Source organism: uncultured Aquimarina sp. (assembly GCF_947495315.1).
In the GTDB taxonomy this organism is placed as follows: Bacteria; Bacteroidota; Bacteroidia; order Flavobacteriales; family Flavobacteriaceae; genus Aquimarina.
Window position 1 is genome coordinate 95914 of the sequence record NZ_CANLYD010000013.1, and the last position, 21080, is coordinate 116993.

General features: G+C 32.0%; 20 protein-coding genes. 7 read left to right on the forward strand and 13 right to left on the reverse strand.

Annotation, left to right across the window (positions count from 1 at the left end; genetic code table 11):
* Nucleotides 1–16 precede the first annotated feature (16 nt).
* The 7 genes from Q0910_RS20315 to miaA all read left to right on the forward strand — a co-directional run bounded on the left by Q0910_RS20315 (nt 17) and on the right by miaA (nt 7979).
* Complete coding sequence (locus tag Q0910_RS20315) at nt 17–622, forward strand: M23 family metallopeptidase (protein WP_299220624.1); 606 nt, start codon at nt 17–19, stop codon at nt 620–622.
* Complete coding sequence (locus Q0910_RS20320) at nt 622–1860, forward strand: DUF1015 domain-containing protein (protein WP_299220626.1); 1239 nt, start codon at nt 622–624, stop codon at nt 1858–1860. Before Q0910_RS20315 ends, Q0910_RS20320 begins: the two co-directional genes overlap by 1 nt.
* Before the next feature lie 213 nt (nt 1861–2073).
* The gene (locus tag Q0910_RS20325; protein WP_299220628.1) at nt 2074–2739 is read left to right on the forward strand and encodes a YggS family pyridoxal phosphate-dependent enzyme; all 666 of its coding nucleotides are present in this window, start codon (nt 2074–2076) and stop codon (nt 2737–2739) included.
* 63 nt (nt 2740–2802) lie between these two features.
* Nucleotides 2803–4191 (forward strand): exonuclease domain-containing protein, encoded by a 1389-nt coding sequence (locus tag Q0910_RS20330; protein WP_299220831.1) that lies wholly within the window; start codon nt 2803–2805, stop codon nt 4189–4191.
* Nucleotides 4192–4239: 48 nt separating this feature from the next.
* The gene (locus tag Q0910_RS20335; protein ID WP_299220631.1) at nt 4240–6210 is read left to right on the forward strand and encodes a hypothetical protein; all 1971 of its coding nucleotides are present in this window, start codon (nt 4240–4242) and stop codon (nt 6208–6210) included.
* 31 nt (nt 6211–6241) lie between these two features.
* Nucleotides 6242–7078 carry an ion transporter gene (locus tag Q0910_RS20340; protein ID WP_299220632.1) on the forward strand — a complete coding sequence of 279 codons (837 nt, stop codon included), beginning with the start codon at nt 6242–6244 and terminating at the stop codon, nt 7076–7078.
* The gene (gene miaA, locus Q0910_RS20345; protein ID WP_299220635.1) at nt 7071–7979 is read left to right on the forward strand and encodes a tRNA (adenosine(37)-N6)-dimethylallyltransferase MiaA; all 909 of its coding nucleotides are present in this window, start codon (nt 7071–7073) and stop codon (nt 7977–7979) included. The genes Q0910_RS20340 and miaA overlap by 8 nt, the downstream gene beginning before the upstream one ends.
* A gap of 40 nt (nt 7980–8019) precedes the next feature.
* Here miaA and Q0910_RS20350 read toward each other — a convergent pair whose 3' ends face one another.
* The 13 genes from Q0910_RS20350 to dapA all read right to left on the reverse strand — a co-directional run bounded on the left by Q0910_RS20350 (nt 8020) and on the right by dapA (nt 21079).
* On the reverse strand, nt 8020–8733 hold the full coding sequence (locus Q0910_RS20350; RefSeq protein WP_027393600.1) for a response regulator transcription factor: 714 nt from the start codon (nt 8731–8733) through the stop codon (nt 8020–8022).
* A gap of 3 nt (nt 8734–8736) precedes the next feature.
* On the reverse strand, nt 8737–10305 hold the full coding sequence (locus tag Q0910_RS20355) for a HAMP domain-containing sensor histidine kinase (RefSeq protein ID WP_299220638.1): 1569 nt from the start codon (nt 10303–10305) through the stop codon (nt 8737–8739).
* A gap of 84 nt (nt 10306–10389) precedes the next feature.
* On the reverse strand, nt 10390–10968 hold the full coding sequence (coaE, locus tag Q0910_RS20360; protein ID WP_299220641.1) for a dephospho-CoA kinase: 579 nt from the start codon (nt 10966–10968) through the stop codon (nt 10390–10392).
* A 2-nt stretch (nt 10969–10970) separates the two neighbouring features.
* Nucleotides 10971–11930 (reverse strand): CdaR family protein, encoded by a 960-nt coding sequence (locus Q0910_RS20365; RefSeq protein ID WP_299220644.1) that lies wholly within the window; start codon nt 11928–11930, stop codon nt 10971–10973.
* Between the two features lie 5 nt (nt 11931–11935).
* Nucleotides 11936–12940: a glycosyltransferase gene (locus Q0910_RS20370; RefSeq protein ID WP_299220646.1), complete on the reverse strand. Its 1005-nt coding sequence runs from the start codon at nt 12938–12940 to the stop codon at nt 11936–11938.
* A 314-nt stretch (nt 12941–13254) separates the two neighbouring features.
* Nucleotides 13255–14073, reverse strand: a complete 819-nt coding sequence (locus Q0910_RS20375; protein WP_299220649.1) for an SDR family oxidoreductase — start codon at nt 14071–14073, stop codon at nt 13255–13257.
* 73 nt (nt 14074–14146) lie between these two features.
* On the reverse strand, nt 14147–15808 hold the full coding sequence (gene recN, locus Q0910_RS20380) for a DNA repair protein RecN (protein ID WP_299220652.1): 1662 nt from the start codon (nt 15806–15808) through the stop codon (nt 14147–14149).
* A 76-nt stretch (nt 15809–15884) separates the two neighbouring features.
* Nucleotides 15885–16772 (reverse strand): DUF4835 family protein, encoded by an 888-nt coding sequence (locus Q0910_RS20385; protein WP_299220655.1) that lies wholly within the window; start codon nt 16770–16772, stop codon nt 15885–15887.
* Nucleotides 16765–17979, reverse strand: coding sequence for a bifunctional phosphopantothenoylcysteine decarboxylase/phosphopantothenate--cysteine ligase CoaBC (gene coaBC, locus Q0910_RS20390; protein WP_299220658.1), 1215 nt, complete (start codon nt 17977–17979; stop codon nt 16765–16767). Before coaBC ends, Q0910_RS20385 begins: the two co-directional genes overlap by 8 nt.
* 22 nt (nt 17980–18001) lie before the next feature.
* The gene (locus Q0910_RS20395) at nt 18002–18334 is read right to left on the reverse strand and encodes a DNA-directed RNA polymerase subunit omega (protein ID WP_118456596.1); all 333 of its coding nucleotides are present in this window, start codon (nt 18332–18334) and stop codon (nt 18002–18004) included.
* Between the two features lie 15 nt (nt 18335–18349).
* Complete coding sequence (gene bamD, locus Q0910_RS20400; RefSeq protein ID WP_299220661.1) at nt 18350–19141, reverse strand: outer membrane protein assembly factor BamD; 792 nt, start codon at nt 19139–19141, stop codon at nt 18350–18352.
* A 123-nt stretch (nt 19142–19264) separates the two neighbouring features.
* Nucleotides 19265–20194 (reverse strand): ion channel, encoded by a 930-nt coding sequence (locus tag Q0910_RS20405; protein ID WP_299220663.1) that lies wholly within the window; start codon nt 20192–20194, stop codon nt 19265–19267.
* 9 nt (nt 20195–20203) lie between these two features.
* Nucleotides 20204–21079, reverse strand: coding sequence for a 4-hydroxy-tetrahydrodipicolinate synthase (dapA, locus tag Q0910_RS20410; protein WP_299220666.1), 876 nt, complete (start codon nt 21077–21079; stop codon nt 20204–20206).
* Nucleotide 21080 lies beyond the last annotated feature (1 nt).

A 21080-nucleotide genomic window follows, 5' to 3' on the forward strand; every position in this document is an offset into this window, starting at 1 on the left:
ATAATAAATTTACTATATGAAGGTGTTTCTCTCTATTACAATAATAGTATTATTTTCTCTATTCTGTAAGACAGAAGATACAATCACGTTGAAGGATAAAGCTTCAATACAAACTCAGGATAAGTATGCCAAATACGATGCTCTTTTTAACAAACATCAGGAATTTATTGCAAAAGATTTTGACTTTCCGGTAGGCAAACCAAATGGGCGTAGTTATTATAACGCTCAAAAGTTTAGAACAAATAATCATTTGGGTGATGACTGGAACGGTGTTGGTGGCGGTAACTCTGACCTTGGTGATACTATTTATTCAATTGCTAATGGCTATGTATCTTTTGCAGAAGATATTGATGGTGGTTGGGGAAATGTAATACGTATCATTCATCAATACAAAGGCAACTATTATGAATCTGTGTATGCTCATTGTCAAACCATCAAAATAAAAAAAGGAGACTTTGTTAAAAAAGGAATGTCGATAGCAACTATAGGAAATGCAAACGGGCAATATTTAGCGCATTTGCATCTGGAACTTAGAGATGATATCTTTATGGATATCGGTGGCGGATATTCAGAAAACACAGAAGGATATTTAGATCCTACAAAATTTATAAATGAGAATTAATGGCAAAAATAAATCCATTCAGAGCAGTTCGTCCTACACGAGATAAAGTAAGTTTGATCGCTTCACGTTCTTATCAAAGTTATACTCCTGTAGAAAGAGATTCTAGAATGGATTATAACCCCTATTCTTTTTTACACATTGTCAATCCAGGTTATAAGTATCACAAAGAAATTTCGGGAGAAGAGCGTTATAAACTGGTTCGCAATCGATATTTAGAATTTAAAGAAGATGAGATTTTTATGCAAGATGAAACTCCTTGTTTCTATATATATAAAATTGTGAATCGTGAAAAAGAATCCTTCTCTGGTATTATTGCAGCCGCAAGTGCAGAGGATTATGAAAACGATATCATCAAAAAACATGAAGATACTTTATCAGATCGGGAGACCACTTTCAAACAATATCTAAAAACGGTAGGATTTAATGCAGAACCTGTACTTCTTACCTATCCAGATAATGACATAATCGCTCAAATAATTAAAAACGTTGCTCAAGAAAGAGCAGAATATGAATTTACAACTACCTACCGTGACACGCACTATGTATGGAAAGTGGATGATAAAAAAAGTATTGAAAAAATTCAATCTGCCTTTGATACAATGAAAACTATCTATATTGCAGATGGACATCATAGATCTGCCTCTTCTTATTTATTAGCAAAGGATCTAGCATCCGACAACTCAGAACATCAAGGTACAGAACCATACAACTTTTTCATGAGTTATCTGATCCCTGAATCAGACCTCAGAATATATGAATTCAACAGATTAATTAAAGATCTTAATGGCTTATCAAAAGAAGAGTTCTTAATTCGACTAGATGAATGGTTCAGAATAGAAAATCGAGGGATCGAAGTATACAAACCGTCACAACCACATCATTTCAGTATGTATCTTGATGGTGAGTTTTACTCTTTATACCTTAGAAAAACAATCTATGAATTCACGAATGCCTTAGAAGAATTAGATGCGCAGATTCTATTTAAAACTGTATTAGATCCTATTCTTGGCATTAAAGATCTCAGAACTGACAATCGGATAGAGTATTCTCATGGAAAGAATGATATTGTATATGTAAAAAGTAAAATTGATCAAGGAGAATTCGAAGTTGGTTTTGGATTATTCCCAGCCGCTGTAGAACAAATCAAAAAGATAGCTGATCAAGGATTGAAGATGCCACCTAAAAGTACCTATATCGAACCAAAATTGAGAAGTGGTATCACGATTTATGAATTCTGAAATTAGAAATTAAGGATAACCTCTTAAAAAGCATCATCCCAACTCTTTCTTCAAAGGAAGGTAATTAAAAAAGTGCGTCCTTTGAAGGAAAATATAGAAGTATATTATAGGTGATAAATTCAAAAAAAATAAGCTAAAGTATTAATATTATCTCCTTTCACTAAAATCAACATTACAATTCAGTTTTTGTAAATTTAGGTATCTTTGCACCTTATGAATTCTATCGAGGAAAACCTAAAACACATACGCAAAACGATTCCTAAAGAGGTAACTCTTGTAGCTGTATCTAAAACTAAGCCTGTTTCAGATTTATTAGAAGCTTATCAAGCCGGACAAAGAATTTTTGGAGAAAATAAGATTCAGGAAATGACCCAAAAATGGGAAAAAATGCCTAAGGATATTTCCTGGCATATGATAGGTCATGTACAGACTAATAAAGTAAAGTTCATGGCGCCATATGTAGATACTATTCATGCTGTTGACAGTTTTAAGCTTTTAAAAGAAATCAATAAACAAGCTATCAAAAATGATAGAACAATCAATTGCCTATTACAGATCAAAATAGCTCAGGAAGAAAGTAAATTTGGACTTAATACTAACGAAGCCATTGATTTATTGAATTCTCAAGAGGTTAAATCACTTGCTAATATTAACATTACAGGATTAATGGGAATGGCAACCTTTACTGATAATAAAGAACAAATCAAAAACGAATTTAACAGCATACAATCCTTTTTTGAAAAACTTAAAACTGATCATCCTACATTAAAAACACTATCAATTGGAATGAGTGGAGACTACCAACTTGCAATAGAATGTGGTAGTACCATGGTACGCATAGGAAGTTCTATTTTTGGTGCAAGAAATTATAGTCATTAAAAAATGTTACTTTAGGTCGAGAAATAAACTAATATATAAAGACTACCCCACCAGAAAAGAATGATGTACGCAATTTTAGATATAGAAACCACAGGAGGAAAATATAATGAAGAAGGAATCACAGAAATTGCGATCTACAAATTTGACGGCCATAAAGTAGTCGATCAATTCATTAGTTTAATTAATCCAGAAAAGCCGATACAACCCTTTGTGGTTAACTTAACAGGAATAAATAATAAAATGCTTCGTAATGCTCCTAAATTTTACGAAGTAGCTAAAAGAATTGTTGAAATCACCACAGATTGCATTATCGTGGCACATAATGCATCTTTCGACTATAGAATTTTAAGAACTGAATTTAATAGACTTGGTTTTGATTTTGAACGCCAGTCACTCTGTACAGTAGAACTCTCTCAAAAACTGATTCCTGATCAAAAATCATATAGTCTCGGAAAATTAGTTCGTAGTTTAGGAATTGCAATTTCAGATAGACATAGAGCTACTGGGGATGCACAAGCTACTGTAAAACTCTTTAAACTACTCTTATCCAAGGATGTAGAAAAAAACATTCTTAAAGAAACTGTCCGCTTGGACACTAAGAAAAAAGTAGACGATAAACTGCTTAAACTTATCGAGAATGTTCCATCAACAACAGGAGTCTATTATATGCACCGAGAAGATGGCACCATAATCTATATTGGAAAAAGTAAAAACATTAAAAAACGAGTTACTCAGCATTTCACTAATGATAATAGAAAATCAAAAAATATTCAGGAAGAAGTAGCAAATGTAACTTACGAAATTACTGGCAGCGAATTATTAGCGCTTTTAAAAGAAAATGAAGAGATAAAACTTAACAGACCCAAATATAATCGATCACTTAAAAGAACCAAATTTGATCAGGCATTATATCAATTTACAGATAGCAATGGTTATATAAATCTACAAGTGAACAAAGTTGATAGACGTAAATCTAGTATTACAACATTTACGAATAGACAGCAGGCTAAATCTTTTATGTATCGATGGACTGAAGAATATAACCTATGTCTAAAGTTAATGGGGTTAGATAAAGGAAAAGAAAATTGTTTTAATCATACTATTAAACAGTGTAATGGCGCGTGTATTGAAAATGAATCTATTGAGGATTATAATAAACGTGTACAAGAATTTATTTCTGATCATTCCTTTGAAAATAAAGACATGATCGTGATTGATCGTGGTCGCGATATCGATGAGCAAAGTGTAATACTAATAGAAGATGGCGAGTTTAAAGGAATCGGATATTTTAATCTTAATCATCAGATTAACAATATTGATATCCTAAGATCTATTATTGCTCCTATGGGTCACAATCCCGATGCGCAACACATTATTCAAAGTTATGTGCGGCAGCATAAAAAGCTAAAGATAGTTGCATTGGATAAAAATAAAACCGATTCAAAGGAGTAACATTTCTATCATAAAAGCTACTAAATATTATATACCAAATTACATTCAATGCATCAGTCCTTTTTTTCTGTTTTTTTTCTATTACTTTCCTTTTTAAGCATCGCTCAAGAAAATTACAACTACAAAAACCTGGTCGTAAGCGAAGCTGATTTAAAAGGAACTCGCTACGAAAACGACACTACAGCTAACGCCTTTTATATATATGAAAAAGGTTTTAGTAGAATAGAAAATGGTGGAAACTATAATTTATTAACGGACTATAGTGGAAAAATTAAAATTCTTAATAAAGAAGGGTTTGATAAAAGTACAATAGAGGTCTTTTTATACAGAAATAAGAGTAGAAAAGAAATCCTTAGAAATCTTATTGCATTTACTCATAATCTGGAAAATGGTAAAATCATAAAAACGAAACTCGAAGAAGACAAAGTATATAGAGAAAAATATGATGAGCATTATACATTAGTGAAATTCACTTTCCCTAATGTGAAACCTGGTTCAGTTATTACGTATTCATATCAAACAGAATCTCCTTTTATTTTTAATTTCAACGGATGGGATTTTCAGGATGACATCCCCAAAATGTATAGTGAATGTATTGCAGATCTTCCTGGAAATTACGTCTACAATATTAGATTAGTTGGTCCACTAAAGCTAGATGTAGAAGAAAGTTCCATAAAAAAAGAATGCATTGAACTAAGTAATAGCGCTACAGCAGATTGTGCCCATAATCAATATATTATGAAGAACATTCCTGCCTTTAAAAAAGAAAAGTTTATGACTGCCAAGAAAAATTACTTTTCTCGTGTAGAATATGAACTCAAAGAATATAAAGGTTTTGATGGAGTTAATAAAAAATATACCGAAACCTGGAAAAACGTAGATAAGGAACTTAGAACCGAAAAAACAATTGGACTACAACTTAAAAAAGTAAATGCCACTAAAAACATACTTCCTGATACAATAAAAGCAATGCCTATTGGTTTAAGCAAGGCTAAAGTAATTTATAAATACATTACTGACAACTATACCTGGAACGAAAAATATCATATTTTCAGAGATGTTGAAATAAAAGAAATAATAAAGTCTAAAGTTGGAAATGTAGCAGAAATGAATATTCTTCTACATAACATATATAAGGAACAAGGGTTTGCCGTAAAACCTGTTTTATTATCGACTAGAAATAATGGATATGCTACCAAAATTCACCCTGTACTTACTGATTTTAACTACTTAATCATTCAATTAGTAATCAATCAGGAAACTTATTTACTAGATGCGACAGAAAAAACTTTAGCATTTGGTCAAATTCCTTTTAGATGTTTAAATCAATATGCTCGCCTTTTAGATTTTAAAAATGGAAGTTCTTGGATAGATGTAAAACCCAAAAGTCGTTCATCCTACTATTATAGAGAAAAACTTAAATTAACCGATGAGCTAACACTTGAAGGAGTTGCAAAATACACTTATTATGGATATCACGCCAACTCTAAAAGAAAAGCATTTGATAAAGTATCAGAGGAAAAGTTTTTGGACAGAATTCTGATTCCAGATGAAAACCTTTTTACATCAGGAGCAAATGTGCAAAATCAAAATGATGTAGAAAAACCATTTATAGAAGAAATTAATTTTACAAAATCGACAGAAAAGATTGAAGATATCATTTACTTAAAACCATTTACCAAATCATTCTTTAAAGAAAACCCTTTTAAGCTAAATGAAAGAACCTATCCCGTCGACTTCGGATATAAAGACTCTTATACTTATATCGTTTTAATTGAAATCCCTGATAGCTATCAGTTTCTGGATATTCCTAAAAATCAAAATTATGCACTTCCAGGAAAATCTGGAAAACTAAGTTTAAACTTTCAACTGCAAGGTAACAAACTACAGATTAATCATACCATTACATTTTTATCGTCTTATTACCCTGTAGAATACTATGATTCTTTAAAGGAATTCTTCAATTTAATAGTCGACATGGAAAACAACACTGTAATCACGATAAAAAAAACTAGCTAATTTTTTAGTATTTTCGTTAAAATAATAAATTTTGAATAATCATTCGAAAAACAAAACCTGGAAGCATAAATTACACGAAGTAATTTATGAAGCTGACACAAAAGCCGGTAAATCTTTTGACTTAATCATTCTTATAATGATTCTAGCAAGTATCGTGCTGGTAATGCTAGAAAGTGTTTCTTATATAAACGAAAAATATGCTTCATTATTCAATATATTAGAGTGGATTATCACTATCGTATTTACTATCGAATATGTTTTAAGAATTATTACTATTAGTAAACCAAAGACCTATATTTTTAGTTTTTATGGTATTATTGATCTTTTATCTACCATTCCCAAATACTTATCCATTCTATTTGTAGGTACCCATGCACTTGTAGCATTAAGAGCATTGCGTCTATTAAGAGTTTTCAGGATTTTAAAATTGGCTCGTTTTATTGGAGAATCTAATAGCCTGGCAAAGGCGTTAAAAGCTAGTAGAGCTAAAATATCAGTTTTTTTATTCGCCGTTTTAATAGTTGCCATTATACTGGGAACTGTTATGTATTTAGTCGAAGGTCCTGAACACGGTTTTAATAGTATTCCTAGAAGTGTATACTGGTGTATAGTTACACTTACTACCGTAGGATATGGAGATATTTCTCCAGAAACACCTTTGGGACAATTAATCGCCTCTATGGTAATGATATTGGGTTATGGAATCATTGCCGTACCGACTGGTATAGTTAGCGCAGAATACGCTCAACAAGCTAAAGAAAATAAGATAAATCTTAACACACAACATTGTGCCAATTGTAATGCAGATAATCATTTAGATGATGCTAAATTCTGCTATAATTGTGGACATACTTTATTTAATGACTAATACATTAATTGTAGTTGTAGGCCCTACAGCAATAGGAAAAACAAGCTTAAGTATCCAACTAGCGAAGCATTTAAAATGTGAAATTGTTTCTGCAGATAGTAGGCAGTTTTATAAAGAAATGCGTATTGGCACAGCTGTTCCAAACTCTAATGAACTACAACAAGTCACACATCATTTTATTCAACATAAAAGTATAGAAGAAACTTATTCTGTAGGTGATTTTGAAAAAGATGCTTTAGATACACTGAACAAACTTTTCGAAAAAAATGAATTTGTGATCTTAGTTGGTGGTTCTGGGTTATATGTGGATGCAGTCACCAAAGGATTGGATAGTTTTCCTGAAATATCTGAAGATGTTAGAAAAGCTTTGAATAAGCAATATGATACTGAGGGAATAGAAAGCTTACAGCAACAATTAAAAACATTAGATCCTGTATATTTCGAAAAAGTAGACATACATAACACACATCGAGTGATGAGGGCTTTAGAAGTCTGTATCAGCAGTGGTAAGCCTTATTCTTCGTTTATTACTAAAACTCCAAAAAAGCGTCCGTTTAATGTTATTAAAATAGGCATTACTGCAGAAAGATCAATTATCTATGATAGAATAAATGAAAGGGTCGACATAATGATTAAAGAAGGGTTACTTGATGAAGTAAAGAGCTTATATTCATATAAATCATTAAACGCATTAAACACTGTGGGTTATAAAGAAATTTTCAATTTTATTGAAGGAACCTGGGATCTAGATTTTGCTATTTCTGAAATAAAAAAAAACACCAGACGTTTTGCCAAGAGACAACTTACCTGGTTTAGAAAAGATCTGGAAATACAATGGTTTGATTATCTATACAATCTTGAATCAATATTATCATATATTAAAAATCGCTATGAAGAATAACTCATAGCGATTTTATATATAATTAGTTACCGTTCGTTACCTAAGATTCGTCACTTCGTACAACAAGTCTGAATCCTTCTCCGTGGATATTTAGAATTTCCACATTTTCATCTTTCTTTAAATACTTTCTAAGCTTAGCAATATATACATCCATACTTCGAGAAGTAAAATAATTATCATCCCTCCATATTTTGGTTAGCGCTAGTTCTCTAGGCATCAAATCATTAAGATGCAATGCTAATAGACGCAATAATTCGTTCTCTTTAGGAGATAGTTTTATAGGATCTTCTTCTCTAAAAGTTAGAAATCTAAGTTTAGAATTAAGATGGAATCCTCCTATTTTGAATTCAAATTGTTTGCTATCTGCAACAGATTCTGTACTCTTACGCTGCATGATTGCCTGTATTTTCATCAATAAGACTTCGCTATCAAATGGTTTATTTAGATAATCATCTGCTCCTACTTTATATCCTTTTAGCACATCTTCCTTCATAGCTTTTGCCGTTAAGAAGATGATAGGAACTTCCTCATTTTTATCCCTAATTTCTTTTGCTAACGTAAATCCATCCTTATAAGGCATCATTACATCCAGGATACACATATCATAATCATCCTTTTTGAATTTTTCGAAGCCTTCCATCCCATTTTTAGCATGTACAACATCATAATCATTCATAACAAGATAATCCTTTAGTACAGTACCAAAATTCGGATCATCTTCGACAAGCAAAATCTTTTTGTTCTCTGTTTCCATATTTTAAGATATTAACGGTAATTTAGTTATAAATGTGGAGCCTTTTCCCCGTTCACTCTCCACCCATATTTGACCATGATGGTCGTCTATAATTCTTTTTACGTATGTCAACCCCAGTCCGTGACCTTTTACATTATGTAAATCTCCTGTATGTTCTCTAAAGAACTTCTCGAAAATCTTTTTCTGAGCTACTTTACTCATTCCAACTCCTTGATCACGTATTTTTAAGACAATACTATTTTTTACATTTTCTGTATATATATCAATTTTAGGTGCACCTTCTGAGTATTTTATTGCGTTGTCCAATACATTAACTACTACATTGGTCATATGGCTATCATTAGCCAATATACTAGATTTAAGTGCTCCTAAATGTGTTTTTATATAGCCTTTCCTATCTTCTACAATTAGAGAAACGTGTGTTATTGCATCTTCTATTATATCATGCAATTCTAGACGTTCCTTCTTAATATTTAACTCATTTTTCTCAAGTTGTGATATCCTCAAAACATTTTCTACCTGCGTAAGCATTCTCTTATTCTCTTCACGAATCATAGTCATATAACGATTCACCTTTTCTTGATCATCAGCTATTTTAGGATTTTTAACAGCATCTAATGCAAGGTTAATTGTTGCGATTGGCGTTTTAAGCTCATGAGTCATATTATTAATGAAATCGGTCTTTATTTGCGATATCTGTCTTTGCTGTAACAATTGAGATAAAGCACTTGAATACGCCACTACAATAACCAACGTAAAAATTATTGACAAAATTGCCATTCCCTTTATGGTCGATAATATATATCTATTCTTACCTGTAAAGTTTACATACAACTGATACAGACTCGAACCATCTTCATTATTCACAAAAAGAGGGACAGCAAAAGTATTACCATCACTTTCATTTGCACTAAAATCATCAGAACGTACTCGGGTAGCCAAAGCGTTACTATATATGGCATACTCGAAATCAACCTTCATATCGCGTTCAGCCAATTCTTTCTTAAGCAATCTCTTAACCTCTTCTTTCTTTACCCTACGATGTATAGGAATAAAATTTGCAAGTTGATCAATGACAATTTCATAATCACGTCTATGCAAATCAGTAAGAGCACTCAATCTGTCTAACTTTGATTTAGACCTTTGTCTTGTTTGATAACTCTGCTCCTTATCCTCTACTAATTCTGCATTTCGATTTAGTATATCCTTTAATCTTACAGTATCAATATTAAAGTCTATAAAAGAAGAAAATAATTTAGAATCTTCTTCTAGAACACCATCACCAAAAGCAAATGATCCTTTATCAAAACCTATGTCTAAGAGCTGCTGTATTGTTTTATTATCAGGTTCTTTAATACTATCTAAAATCTCCTGTAAGGGATAATACATTTCTTCAAACTCCCTATACTCAATCTTATTAGAGACAGAAATCAATATTTGCTTTGCATTAAAAGAAAACTGTTCCCTGTTATTCTCTACTGTATTTTGAATCCAATATCCCTGAACAAAAATAATACCGATTAATGATAAACTCATCAGAAGGATCAGTAATGCGAATAACCTTTTATTCATAGGTCAAAAGTAAGACTTTAACATTTAGCTACTTTAGGGTTTAACCAAATGTTAACAAAATGAAAGATTGGAAAAATAACGCAATTAAAGGGTGAGTTTATTATGGATTTTTTTAATTTGAAGCCAAGTTTCTTCTAAATTCGTATTAATAATTACAAAATCTGCTAATGGAATCTTTTCAGAGTCTTCCCATTGATTCTTCAATCTAGCAAGAACCTGCAATCTTGTAGTATTATCTCTTTTTAAAACTCTTTCTATTCTTGTTTCTTTAGGAGCGGTTACAAGAATTGTATAATCACATCGTTTGTAACCGCCATTTTCGAACAATATAGCTGCTTCTTTTATTACGTACTCAGACTTTTGTTTATTCTTCCATTTGGTAAAATGAGTAGCCACTGCTGGATGTACTATAGCGTTGAGTTTTTCTAGAAGTTCTTTATTATTAAAAACTTTATCTGCAATAAATGGGCGATTTAATTCTTGTTCAATATATGAATTCACACCTAACAGATCTATAATCTGCTTCTTTACACTAACATCTTCATTCATCAATTTTTTGGCCTCATCATCTGCAATATAAATAGGTACTCCGAGTTGTGCAAACATCTTTGCAACGGTTGATTTCCCGCTTCCTATTCCTCCTGTTAGTCCTATTATTTTCACGCTTAATTCAAAATTACAAATTGTACCTGTTTATCTTGTAAACGTACATCATGAATCGATGTTGGCATATCTATTAATTCTAAAATTAAGAAGGAACTATCCTCAGCCACCTTATTATAGTCTGCTATGACTTTAAAATCCCTTTGATTGATTTCATTATACTTATCAAGTCCTACTCTATACACTACTTTTACTTCTTTAGGGAAAATCTTAATTTCCTTACCATCAGGAACATTTATTAATGTTATTGGGATTTCCTGACTTCCTTCAGTAAATTTACTAACTAAAATATTTGCTTCTACTTCTTTTGGAACTACTTGAATTCTTGGTGGTAGACTATCAATCTTAATTGATAATATTTTTTTATAATCTGTATTTACCCCATCAAGTTTCAGGTTTTCGGTCGTTACGTGATGTATTGTATCTATGATTCTTTTAGGACCACTAATCATAATTGAATCCGGAGAAAGAACAACTCCTTCGTCACTACCATATCCAGGAGCATATTCGATTTCTTTTGTTAATCGTATTGGAATTTTCTTTTTTAAATTAATATCCAATATCACATTTAAGGTATCTTTTTGGACAGAAAGCACTCTGCCTTTAAAATTTAATTTATCTTTTAGAGATTGGTTTGCTTCGCCTAAATAAAAATAATAGTCATTTTCTTTAGTCTCTATAGCATTTGTAATATCAAATTTCAATGAAGGCTTACTCCAAGTATAGTTTATCAACCTAAAACCATTACCATTAAGTGTTAGTTTTAGGCCTTGATCACTATTCTCATCCAAAATTCTATCGTCTGGTAAATTGGTATACCGAACATCAAATGCAACTTCTTGTGTATAATTTTTAGAAAATTGTATAAAAAGCCATAAAACAGAGGTAAATGCCAAGAAAAACAGAAACGTTTTGACATTATTTCTTTTTAAAGAAAATCTACTTAATTTAGTTTTAGACATAGGCATTACTTTGAAAAAAACAACTTCTTAAATTGTTGTTCTGGAACTTTTTTCAATAGATGAATATAATAATAAGATTTTAGGAATCCTTTCCCATACCCATAAAATTGAACAAACACAGCAATAACAGACTGAATACCGATATTAAAACTACTATAATTTGTTAAGGCACTTACAAAAACAACAATAAAATACAACATCCATAATGCTAGAAAATACCAATGTCCTATAAAAACGGTAATCAAAGAAAATAATGTATACGCCATAAATAGTGTTGGAAACCAATACGTGATTTTTGATGTCTCGGGATGCCATAAATTAAGAATCGGTCTAACCAATCCAAATTTGTTAACCTGTACATAAAATTTATCCCAAGAAATTCTTCGTTTATGAAAAACTTTAGCATCTGGTATCAACGCAGTTTCATAACCAAGTTTCCAAAGTCTTATAGTAAGATCAGGATCTTCACCAGGATGAATATTTCCAAAACCTTTAGAAGCTTCAAAAGCTTCTTTAGATATCCCCATATTAAAACTTCGAGGTTGAAATTTACCAAATGTATTCTTTCTTCCTCTAATACCACCAGTGGTAAGATATGAAGTCATACTAAAACTTATAGCTTTCTGCAAATCAGAAAAATCCTCGTGCGCATCATCTGGACCTCCAAAACAATGAACAAAGTTTATTGACAAGAAATTTTCTACTTTACTCAGATAATCAGAAGGCAATAACACATCACTATCCAGAATTAAAAAATAGTTCCCTTTCGCCTTACCCATACCGTAATTACGAGAATCTCCAGGACCTGTATTTGGCTTTTTATAATAGCTAATATGTAACTTATTATCATATTTCTTAATAACATCTTCTGATGTTTCGGATGAACCATCTTCTATAATTACTATTTCATATGATTTATCATAATCCAGCAAGATCATACTATTTAACAACTCCTCTATTTCGTTGGGTCTATTAAATACAGGAATGATAAAAGAAAAAGAAACATTCATAGAGCAAAGGTAAATAAACGAAAGAATCCTAACATAGTATGGTACTAGGATTTTAGTAACTTATAGAGAATAATTGTATAAACCTACTTTATGCTATAGAAAATCTATTTCATCTGTGAGCTACTGTAAATACTATCGTTTCGCTACTTTTTTTTGATTTCACCGTAGCTATGCTATGCTAAAATCAAGAAAAAGCTAGTATTTATTGTATCTCAAAGCTTCATAACGAAGTTCTATAGCATAAAGCAGGTTAAATTAAAAAGCTCAATTCTGCCAGAGTTGAGCTTTTTTTAAGATATATTTTCTGTATACTATTATTCTTCATCTACAAATTTCTCCATAACCATCTGACTAACTCCCATATTAGAGAACCCTCCATCATGATATAGATTTTGCAGTGTAACTTTTTTAGTTAAATCCGAAAATAATGTGATTGTATAATCTGCACAATCATCCGCCGAAGCATTACCTAATGGAGACATTTTATCGGCATATTCGATAAATCCATCAAATCCTTTTACTCCCTTTCCTGCAGTTGTGGCTGTCGGAGATTGAGAAATAGTATTAACTCTTACTTTTTTATCACGACCAAAAAAATAGCCAAAACTACGGGCTATAGATTCGAGATACGCTTTATTATCTGCCATATCATTATAATCAGGAAATACTCGCTGAGCAGCCATGTAGGTAAGCGCAACAATACTACCCCATTCATTCATCGCTTCTTTTTTAAACAAGGTCTGCATTGTTTTATGAAACGAAAGTGCTGAAACATCCCATCCTTTTTCACTCCAATCATAGTTTAAGTCTGTGTAATGACGCCCTTTTCGTACATTAACTGACATTCCAATAGAATGCAGAACAAAATCAAGCTTTCCTCCTAATATCTCCACTGATTTTTCAACCAGATTTTCCAGATCTTCCAATGAGGTCGCGTCAGCTGGTATGATTTGAGAATTTGTTTTTTCAGCTAATTCCTTAATAGTTCCCATACGCATTGCAACAGGAGCATTAGTAAGCACAAAAGTACCTCCTTCTTCAAAAACACGTTCTGCTGTTTTCCAGGCTATTGAATTTTCATCAAGTGCACCGAAAATTATACCTCTTTTACCTTTTAATAAATTATATGACATTTAATAGTAAATTATAAATGATTTTATGAATTGTAAAGATAACAAAACGACCTAAACCAATACTATAACAGCATTAGTTTTGATAATGTAATAATGATTTTGCATGAGTCAAAGCTGAATCAGAAATATTCTTACCTCCTATCATTTCTGCAATTTCTCGAATTCTATCTTCATCACTTAACAACTTCAATCTAGTAACTGTAGTATTGTTTACGTCTTCTTTAAAAACTTTGTACTGACTCTGCCCATTAGCAGCTATCTGTGGTAGATGAGTGATACTAAAAACCTGTAAGTTCTTACTCATAGCCATCATCAAATCAGCCATCTTATGTGCTACCTCTCCAGAAACTCCAGTATCTATTTCATCAAAAATAATCGTTGGTAATTGTGTATATCTAGAGAGTATTGCCTTTATACCTATCATGATTCTAGAAAGCTCTCCGCCAGAAGCTACTTTCTTTAATTCTCCAAAAGATCCTCCTTTATTTGCCGAGAACAAAAACTCCAATACTTCTTTCCCATTAGAAAGATACTTTTCTTGTAACGTTAATGAACTTTTAAAACTGGCATTAACCATACCCAATGCTTTTAGGATATCTTCTAATTCTGACACTAATTTGGGTAGTGCTTTCGCCCTTTTTTCATGAATTTTAATAGCAACTTTATCTAATTGATCTTTTATAGTTTCTATCTCTTTTCTTAAATTTTCAATATCTCCTGTCAGAGACTCTGTTTTTGAAACTTTTTCCTGAAGCTCTTCTTTAATTTTTATAAGTTCCTCTACCGATGACACTGTATGTTTAGTCTGAAGATTATGTATCATCTGCAATCTTTGACCAACTTCTTCTAATTGTTCAGGATCTGCTTCTAATCGCTCTAATTCATTCTGTAATGAATCATTAATATCTTCTAACTCGATGTATACACTCTGAATTCTATCTGATAGTTCTTTTAATGCTCCAGAATATGGAGCTACTTTAGAAATATTAGTTTTTATGGTATTCAAAAGATCAGAAACTCCAACTTCTTCTGAAGAAATTAAAGAAACAGAGCCCGATAATCGTTCCTGTATTTCTTCAATATTAATGAGTGTTTCGTAACGCTCTTCTAGTTCTAATAGTTCTCCAGGCTTAAGCTTTGCTTCTTCCAGTTCATTTAGTAGAAAAGAGTTGTAATCATGTTCTTTAGTCAACTCTTGTTGACTATCGAGTAGCACTTTTTCTTCTTTTTCTTTTTGCTTTAACAGCGACAAACCTCGTTTATAAGATTGTATTTCTCTATTAGATTCCGACAATGCATCTAATACTTCGAATTGAAAATCATTAGTAGTTACCTCTAATGTCTGATGCTGACTATGAATATCAATTAAACGAATACCTAATCTGTTTAGAGAATTTAGCGTAACAGGTGTGTCATTAATGAATGCCCTAGATTTTCCGGAAGGTAAGATCTCTCTTCTAATAATAGTTTCTGTCTCATAGTCCAAATCCTCTTCGTCGAAAAACGCTTTTAGAGCGTACTTTTTTATATCAAAAACACCCTCGATACTACATTTTACGGAATTATCTTTTACACTACTAAGATCAGCTCTTTTACCAAGCAAAAGACCTAAAGCACCTAATAGCAGAGATTTACCTGCTCCTGTTTCTCCAGTAATTGTAATCAAACCGGTATCAAAAGAAACCTGTAGTTGTTCAATTAAGGCGAAGTTTTTTATTGAAAGACTTCTAAGCAAAAGATAATGATATTTTGTTATTGTTAAAGGAAGTAAATATACTATAGTTTTTAAAAAGATTACAAAAAAGAAAATCTTAAAACTTTATCTCAGCCCAGTTGCTTGTATAGGTTGGAGCTATCCTTCCGAGTATTGCCATCGTCTCGGCAATATTAAGTGAAGGACCTCCTGAAAGAATTCCAGATACTTCATCAGCCTTAGCATCAAAAAACACTCTCATTATATAAGAATTAGGTCTGGTTCTATGCATACTTTCTAATGTCTTCATTGATTCTAGAATAGACTCTTTTCCTTTTTTTAAATCGTTATTCATAATATCAAGACCTTCTCTATGATATGTATACAAGGCTGTTCTATATCCATCAAAAGTACCAGATAACAGATCATCATTCAATCTGAATCGTGTTTGTGCACCATCTTGTCCATTCCACCCTAATGTATTACTTCCTTGGGCATTATTTACTATATTTTTAGCTTCTTGATAATAATTAGTTCCTGAATTCAATTTAAAAGTATCTGCATCTACTCCTAAAATTGTGTATAAGTAAAAAGCAACTACAGAAATAAGATTAGATTCATAATTATTAGGATTATAATTCAAAGGTTGAAATTCCAGATAATTAAAATTAAACTGTTTATCGTTAATATTTAAAATCGTTGTCTTATAACTAGCTCCATACACAGGTCTTGAAGCTTGCACCTGTATAGTAGCAGAGAAATTATCGTTGGTATTACCTAGAATATTAATAAAAAAGCTGCAGTCTATTCTTTCTTCTGTTCGGTACTCTAATTCGGTCCACTTCGTGTTATTAATAAACTCTGTTACAGATCTTTCTAAAGTTTTAAAAACTTGCAAATTGGGGTTTCCTGTTTGCTCAGCATTTACTACTACAGTAGCATTAAATTCCTGGGCACTAAGCCCAATACCACATAAAATTGTAATAAAAAGAAAAAGTTTATGCATTACGTAGTTCATTAATTTCATTAAAAATATCCAGTGCAACCTCTGTCTTGGTTTTTAGTTCAAACGCTTTAATTTCTAATTTATGATTAATCAGTGTTACTTTATTAGTTTGCCCTTTAAAACCTGCTCCTTTATCATTAAGCGAATTAAGAACAATGAGATCCAAATTCTTCTTTTCTAGTTTATTTTTTGCATTTTCTTCTTCATTTTCTGTTTCCAAAGCAAACCCAACCAAAAACTGATCTTTTTTTACAGACCCCATCCATTTAAGAATATCTGTAGTACGTTCTAATTCAATAGAAAAATTAGTATCTGATTTTTTTATTTTCTGATTTGATATAACTTTAGGTCTATAATCAGCAACTGCTGCTGATGCTATTGCAATATCGCAACTATCAAATTCTTTCGCAACAGCTTCGTACATGGATGCCGCACTAACAACAGGTACAACTGTAATAAAATCATGTGTTACTTTTAGTGAAGATGGTCCTAAAACCAATGTTACTTGTGCTCCCAGATTAGCTGCAGATGTCGCCAACTCTATTCCCATTCTTCCACTAGAATGATTTCCAATAAATCTTACAGGATCAATCGCTTCATATGTAGGACCTGCAGTTATTAATACCTTTTGCCCTCTTAAAGGAAGTTTTCTTAGAATATCTTTTTCTATAAAACTAACAATCGTAGAAGGCTCGGCCATTCTTCCTTGTCCCACTAATCCACTTGCCAGCTCACCAGATTCCGCAGGGATCATTATATTTCCGAACTGCTGTAACTTACTAAAGGTTTCGTGAGTTGATGGATGATTATACATATCCAAATCCATTGCAGGAGCAAAATAAACTGGACATTTAGCCGATAAATACGTTGCCAACAATAAGTTATCACTATTTCCTGTTGACATTTTGGATAATGTATTAGCTGTAGCCGGAGCTATTACCATTACATCTGCCCAAAGCCCAAGCTCAACATGATTATTCCATTCTGCATTCTCATCTTCTTCGTTATAAAAAGAAGAATGAACAGGATTCTTGGATAAAGTAGAAAGTGTAAGTGGCGTTACAAAATCTTTTGCTTTAGGAGTCATTACTACCTTTACTTCTGCGCCAGTTTTAATAAAAAGACGTACTAAGGCAGCTGTTTTATAAGCAGCAATACCAGCGGTAACACCTATTAAAATCTTTTTACCGCCTAATATCGATGACATACTTATAGAAACTTATAGAAACTTATAGAGATTCCGAATCTGTCTTAGTATTCCTGTAGTATATCTTACCATCTAACCACTCTTGTGCAGCTAGAGAATGAGGTTTAGGCAATCTTTCATAGAACTTAGAAACCTCGATTTGTTCTTTATTTTCAAAGATTTCCTCTAGACTATCGTTATATGTTGCAAATTCATCTAGTTTCTCTAAAAGCTCTTTTTTAATGTCTGTATTAATTTGATTAGCTCTCTTAGATATTACAGAAATAGCCTCATAAATATTATCTGTAGGTTGATCTACTAAATTCTTATCGATAGTAGTTGTATTTACTGGGGCATTACTTTTTTTCAAATCCATCTTCTCCTATATTTTCTATTTATATTTTTCTAATCTTGTTTTTATATCTTCTGATATTTCTTCAGCATCGGCAGTAAACTCGCCTTCTTTAAAATATTTTTTATAATTATTATAAAAATCATTAGCTACTTCTAACCTCTCTTTTACAAAAACCTCATAACTACCAATAGCCAATAAATATTGTGATTCTAGCTTGTAATATAATGCTTTTTCTCTAAAAGCAGATCCCGGATAATCAATTAAGTAATTATCAAAAGCGTTAATAGCTACTTTATAATTTTCTCTATGGTGATATTGCTTTGCAATCTCGAAAGCTTTCTTTTCTTTTTTATTTCTTAGTTCAGCAACCAATTTATTCGCTTCTTCAAGGTTTTCACTTTCTGGAAACGTATTGATATATGCCTGGAGTTTCTCTAAAGCTTCATCTGTTTCTTTTTGATCTAAACTATATCTAGGTGACAAATAATAATAGCTCTTCGCTCCTTTATATGACGCTTCTTCTCTTTTTTCACTATTAGGATAAGATTTAGCAAATCTTTCAAACTGATATCCCGCTAGATAATAATCTTCTAAATTATAATATGTATCAGAATAGTAATACATTACCCTTTCAGCTTGAGGCTTCCCTCTAAACTGAGGAACAATCTGTTCAAAAAGACGCAATGCCTTTTTATACTTCCCTTCTTTATATAACTCTTCTGCTAACTTATATTTGGGTCCAACTTCTTCTTCTTTTAGCACTCTTTGGTATTCACTACAAGAACCAAGGGCTAACACAAAAATCAGCAAAAACAATAATCTCTTCATATCTTAAAAAAACATCTGGCAAAAATAGATATTTCTGCCGTATTACAAAAACTTTAATTCATCTATTAAATAACTAAATAAATGTCTGCTTGTTGCAAAATAAAAAAGAAAAAAGAATCAAGCTTAACTCTCTGATTTATAATTTTCTGTTTCCCCGATTTTATCATGATCCAAAACAGTGAATCCGTCTTCATCGTAATGAAATGCTGGAACAAACGCTTCATCTAATCTTAAATTATTCAATACATATGAATGCACCTGATGTAGTTCTTGTGCAAAAGACTCATCATAATAGGTCACCAATATTAAGATCTCTCCGTGTAATCTGGATAAATCTTCTCTATGAAACTCACTCAGAGGACTAGATTCGTTAATTGGATGAACCACTGTCCACGTTGTTGGTAAATATGTAATTTCGTTTCTTTCTAATTTTAGATTATAAAAATTATTGACATACTTTTTATCTTTAGACTTCTGAGATAGTGTTAATGTAACCTCAACTTTAGGACGAATCATCACATTAGTACTCCTACTCATTAATCTAAACATAATACAATCCACTCCTTTATGCTCTCTCACAACCATAACATCACTAAACTTGATACTCGATTTAGGCTTAGAAAATCTTCCATATAATAAACCGGTGATAAAAGAAAAACTCAATAATCCAATTAAAGCTTCGAAGGAAGAAATTGCACCAAAAATAACTCCTGTCGGTGCCATAGCACCATATCCTACGGTAGTTACAGTTTGAGCAGAAAAAAAGAAAGCCTTTAGGAAATCCCTAAATAAGCTTCCTGTAGGTTCTGCGATCGCAGAGATTCCTATTGTGGTATATATTATTGCAAAAAATGAATTTATCAATACATACCCTAATATAACCCAGCCAAAAAACTCTGTCCAAGTAATACTGATTAAATAGTTATAACTTCTGGAAATAGAAGTACGTCTATTGATATGCTTAATATTAAAAGAACCATCTGAATTAATAAACCGTTTAGCTTGTTCATCAGAAGATAAACCGATTCCCGGATCTTTAATTCTTTTTGCCATAAAAGCCTTTTAGTTATTATTTACGAATTCTTCTATTTTGTTAGCTAAATTCTTAGAAACTGAAATTAAAGGCAATCGCAAATGTTCTTCACAGATTCCTTTTACCTTTAAAATATTTTTGATTCCAGCTGGATTTCCTTCTTCAAAAGCATAATCCAAAATTGGTAACATTTTGTATAGTATATCAAATGCCTTTTTTGTTTCTCCAGAAAGTCCTAAACGAATCATTTCTGAAAATTCTTTCGGAAAACCTTGACCGACTACGCTGATCACTCCATCTCCTCCAGCTGCCACAGCAGGTAACGCCAAGGCATCATCTCCAGAAATGACAAGAAAGTCTTTTGGTCGATCTTTGAGAATTTTAAGTACTTGGGTAAAATCTCCTGTCGCCTCTTTGATTCCCACAATTTTATCCAATTGCGCCAATCTAAGTGTAGTTTCGGCTGTCATATTGGTACCGGTTCTTGATGGAACGTTATATAACAAAATCGGCAATGAAGCTTCTTCATTAATCGTCTTATAATGCTGATAAACACCTTCTTGGGTTGGTCTATTATACATAGGAACCACGGATAATATAGCATCAAAATGAGACAAATCAGTATCCCTCATCTCTTGAAGAATAGCTGCAGTATTATTGCCACCAATACCTATCATAAGTGGCAGCCTTTTGTTGTTTATTTTTACAATATGTGCGACTAAGCTCTTTTTTTCTTCTTTTGTAAGCGTTACGGACTCTGCAGTAGTCCCTAAGACTACCAGATACTCTACTCCACCATCGATACAAAATTCGACTAACGATCCAACTCCTTCAAAATCAATTGAACCATCACTATTAAAAGGCGTTGCCAATGCTACACCAGTTCCTCTCAGAAAAGCACTCATA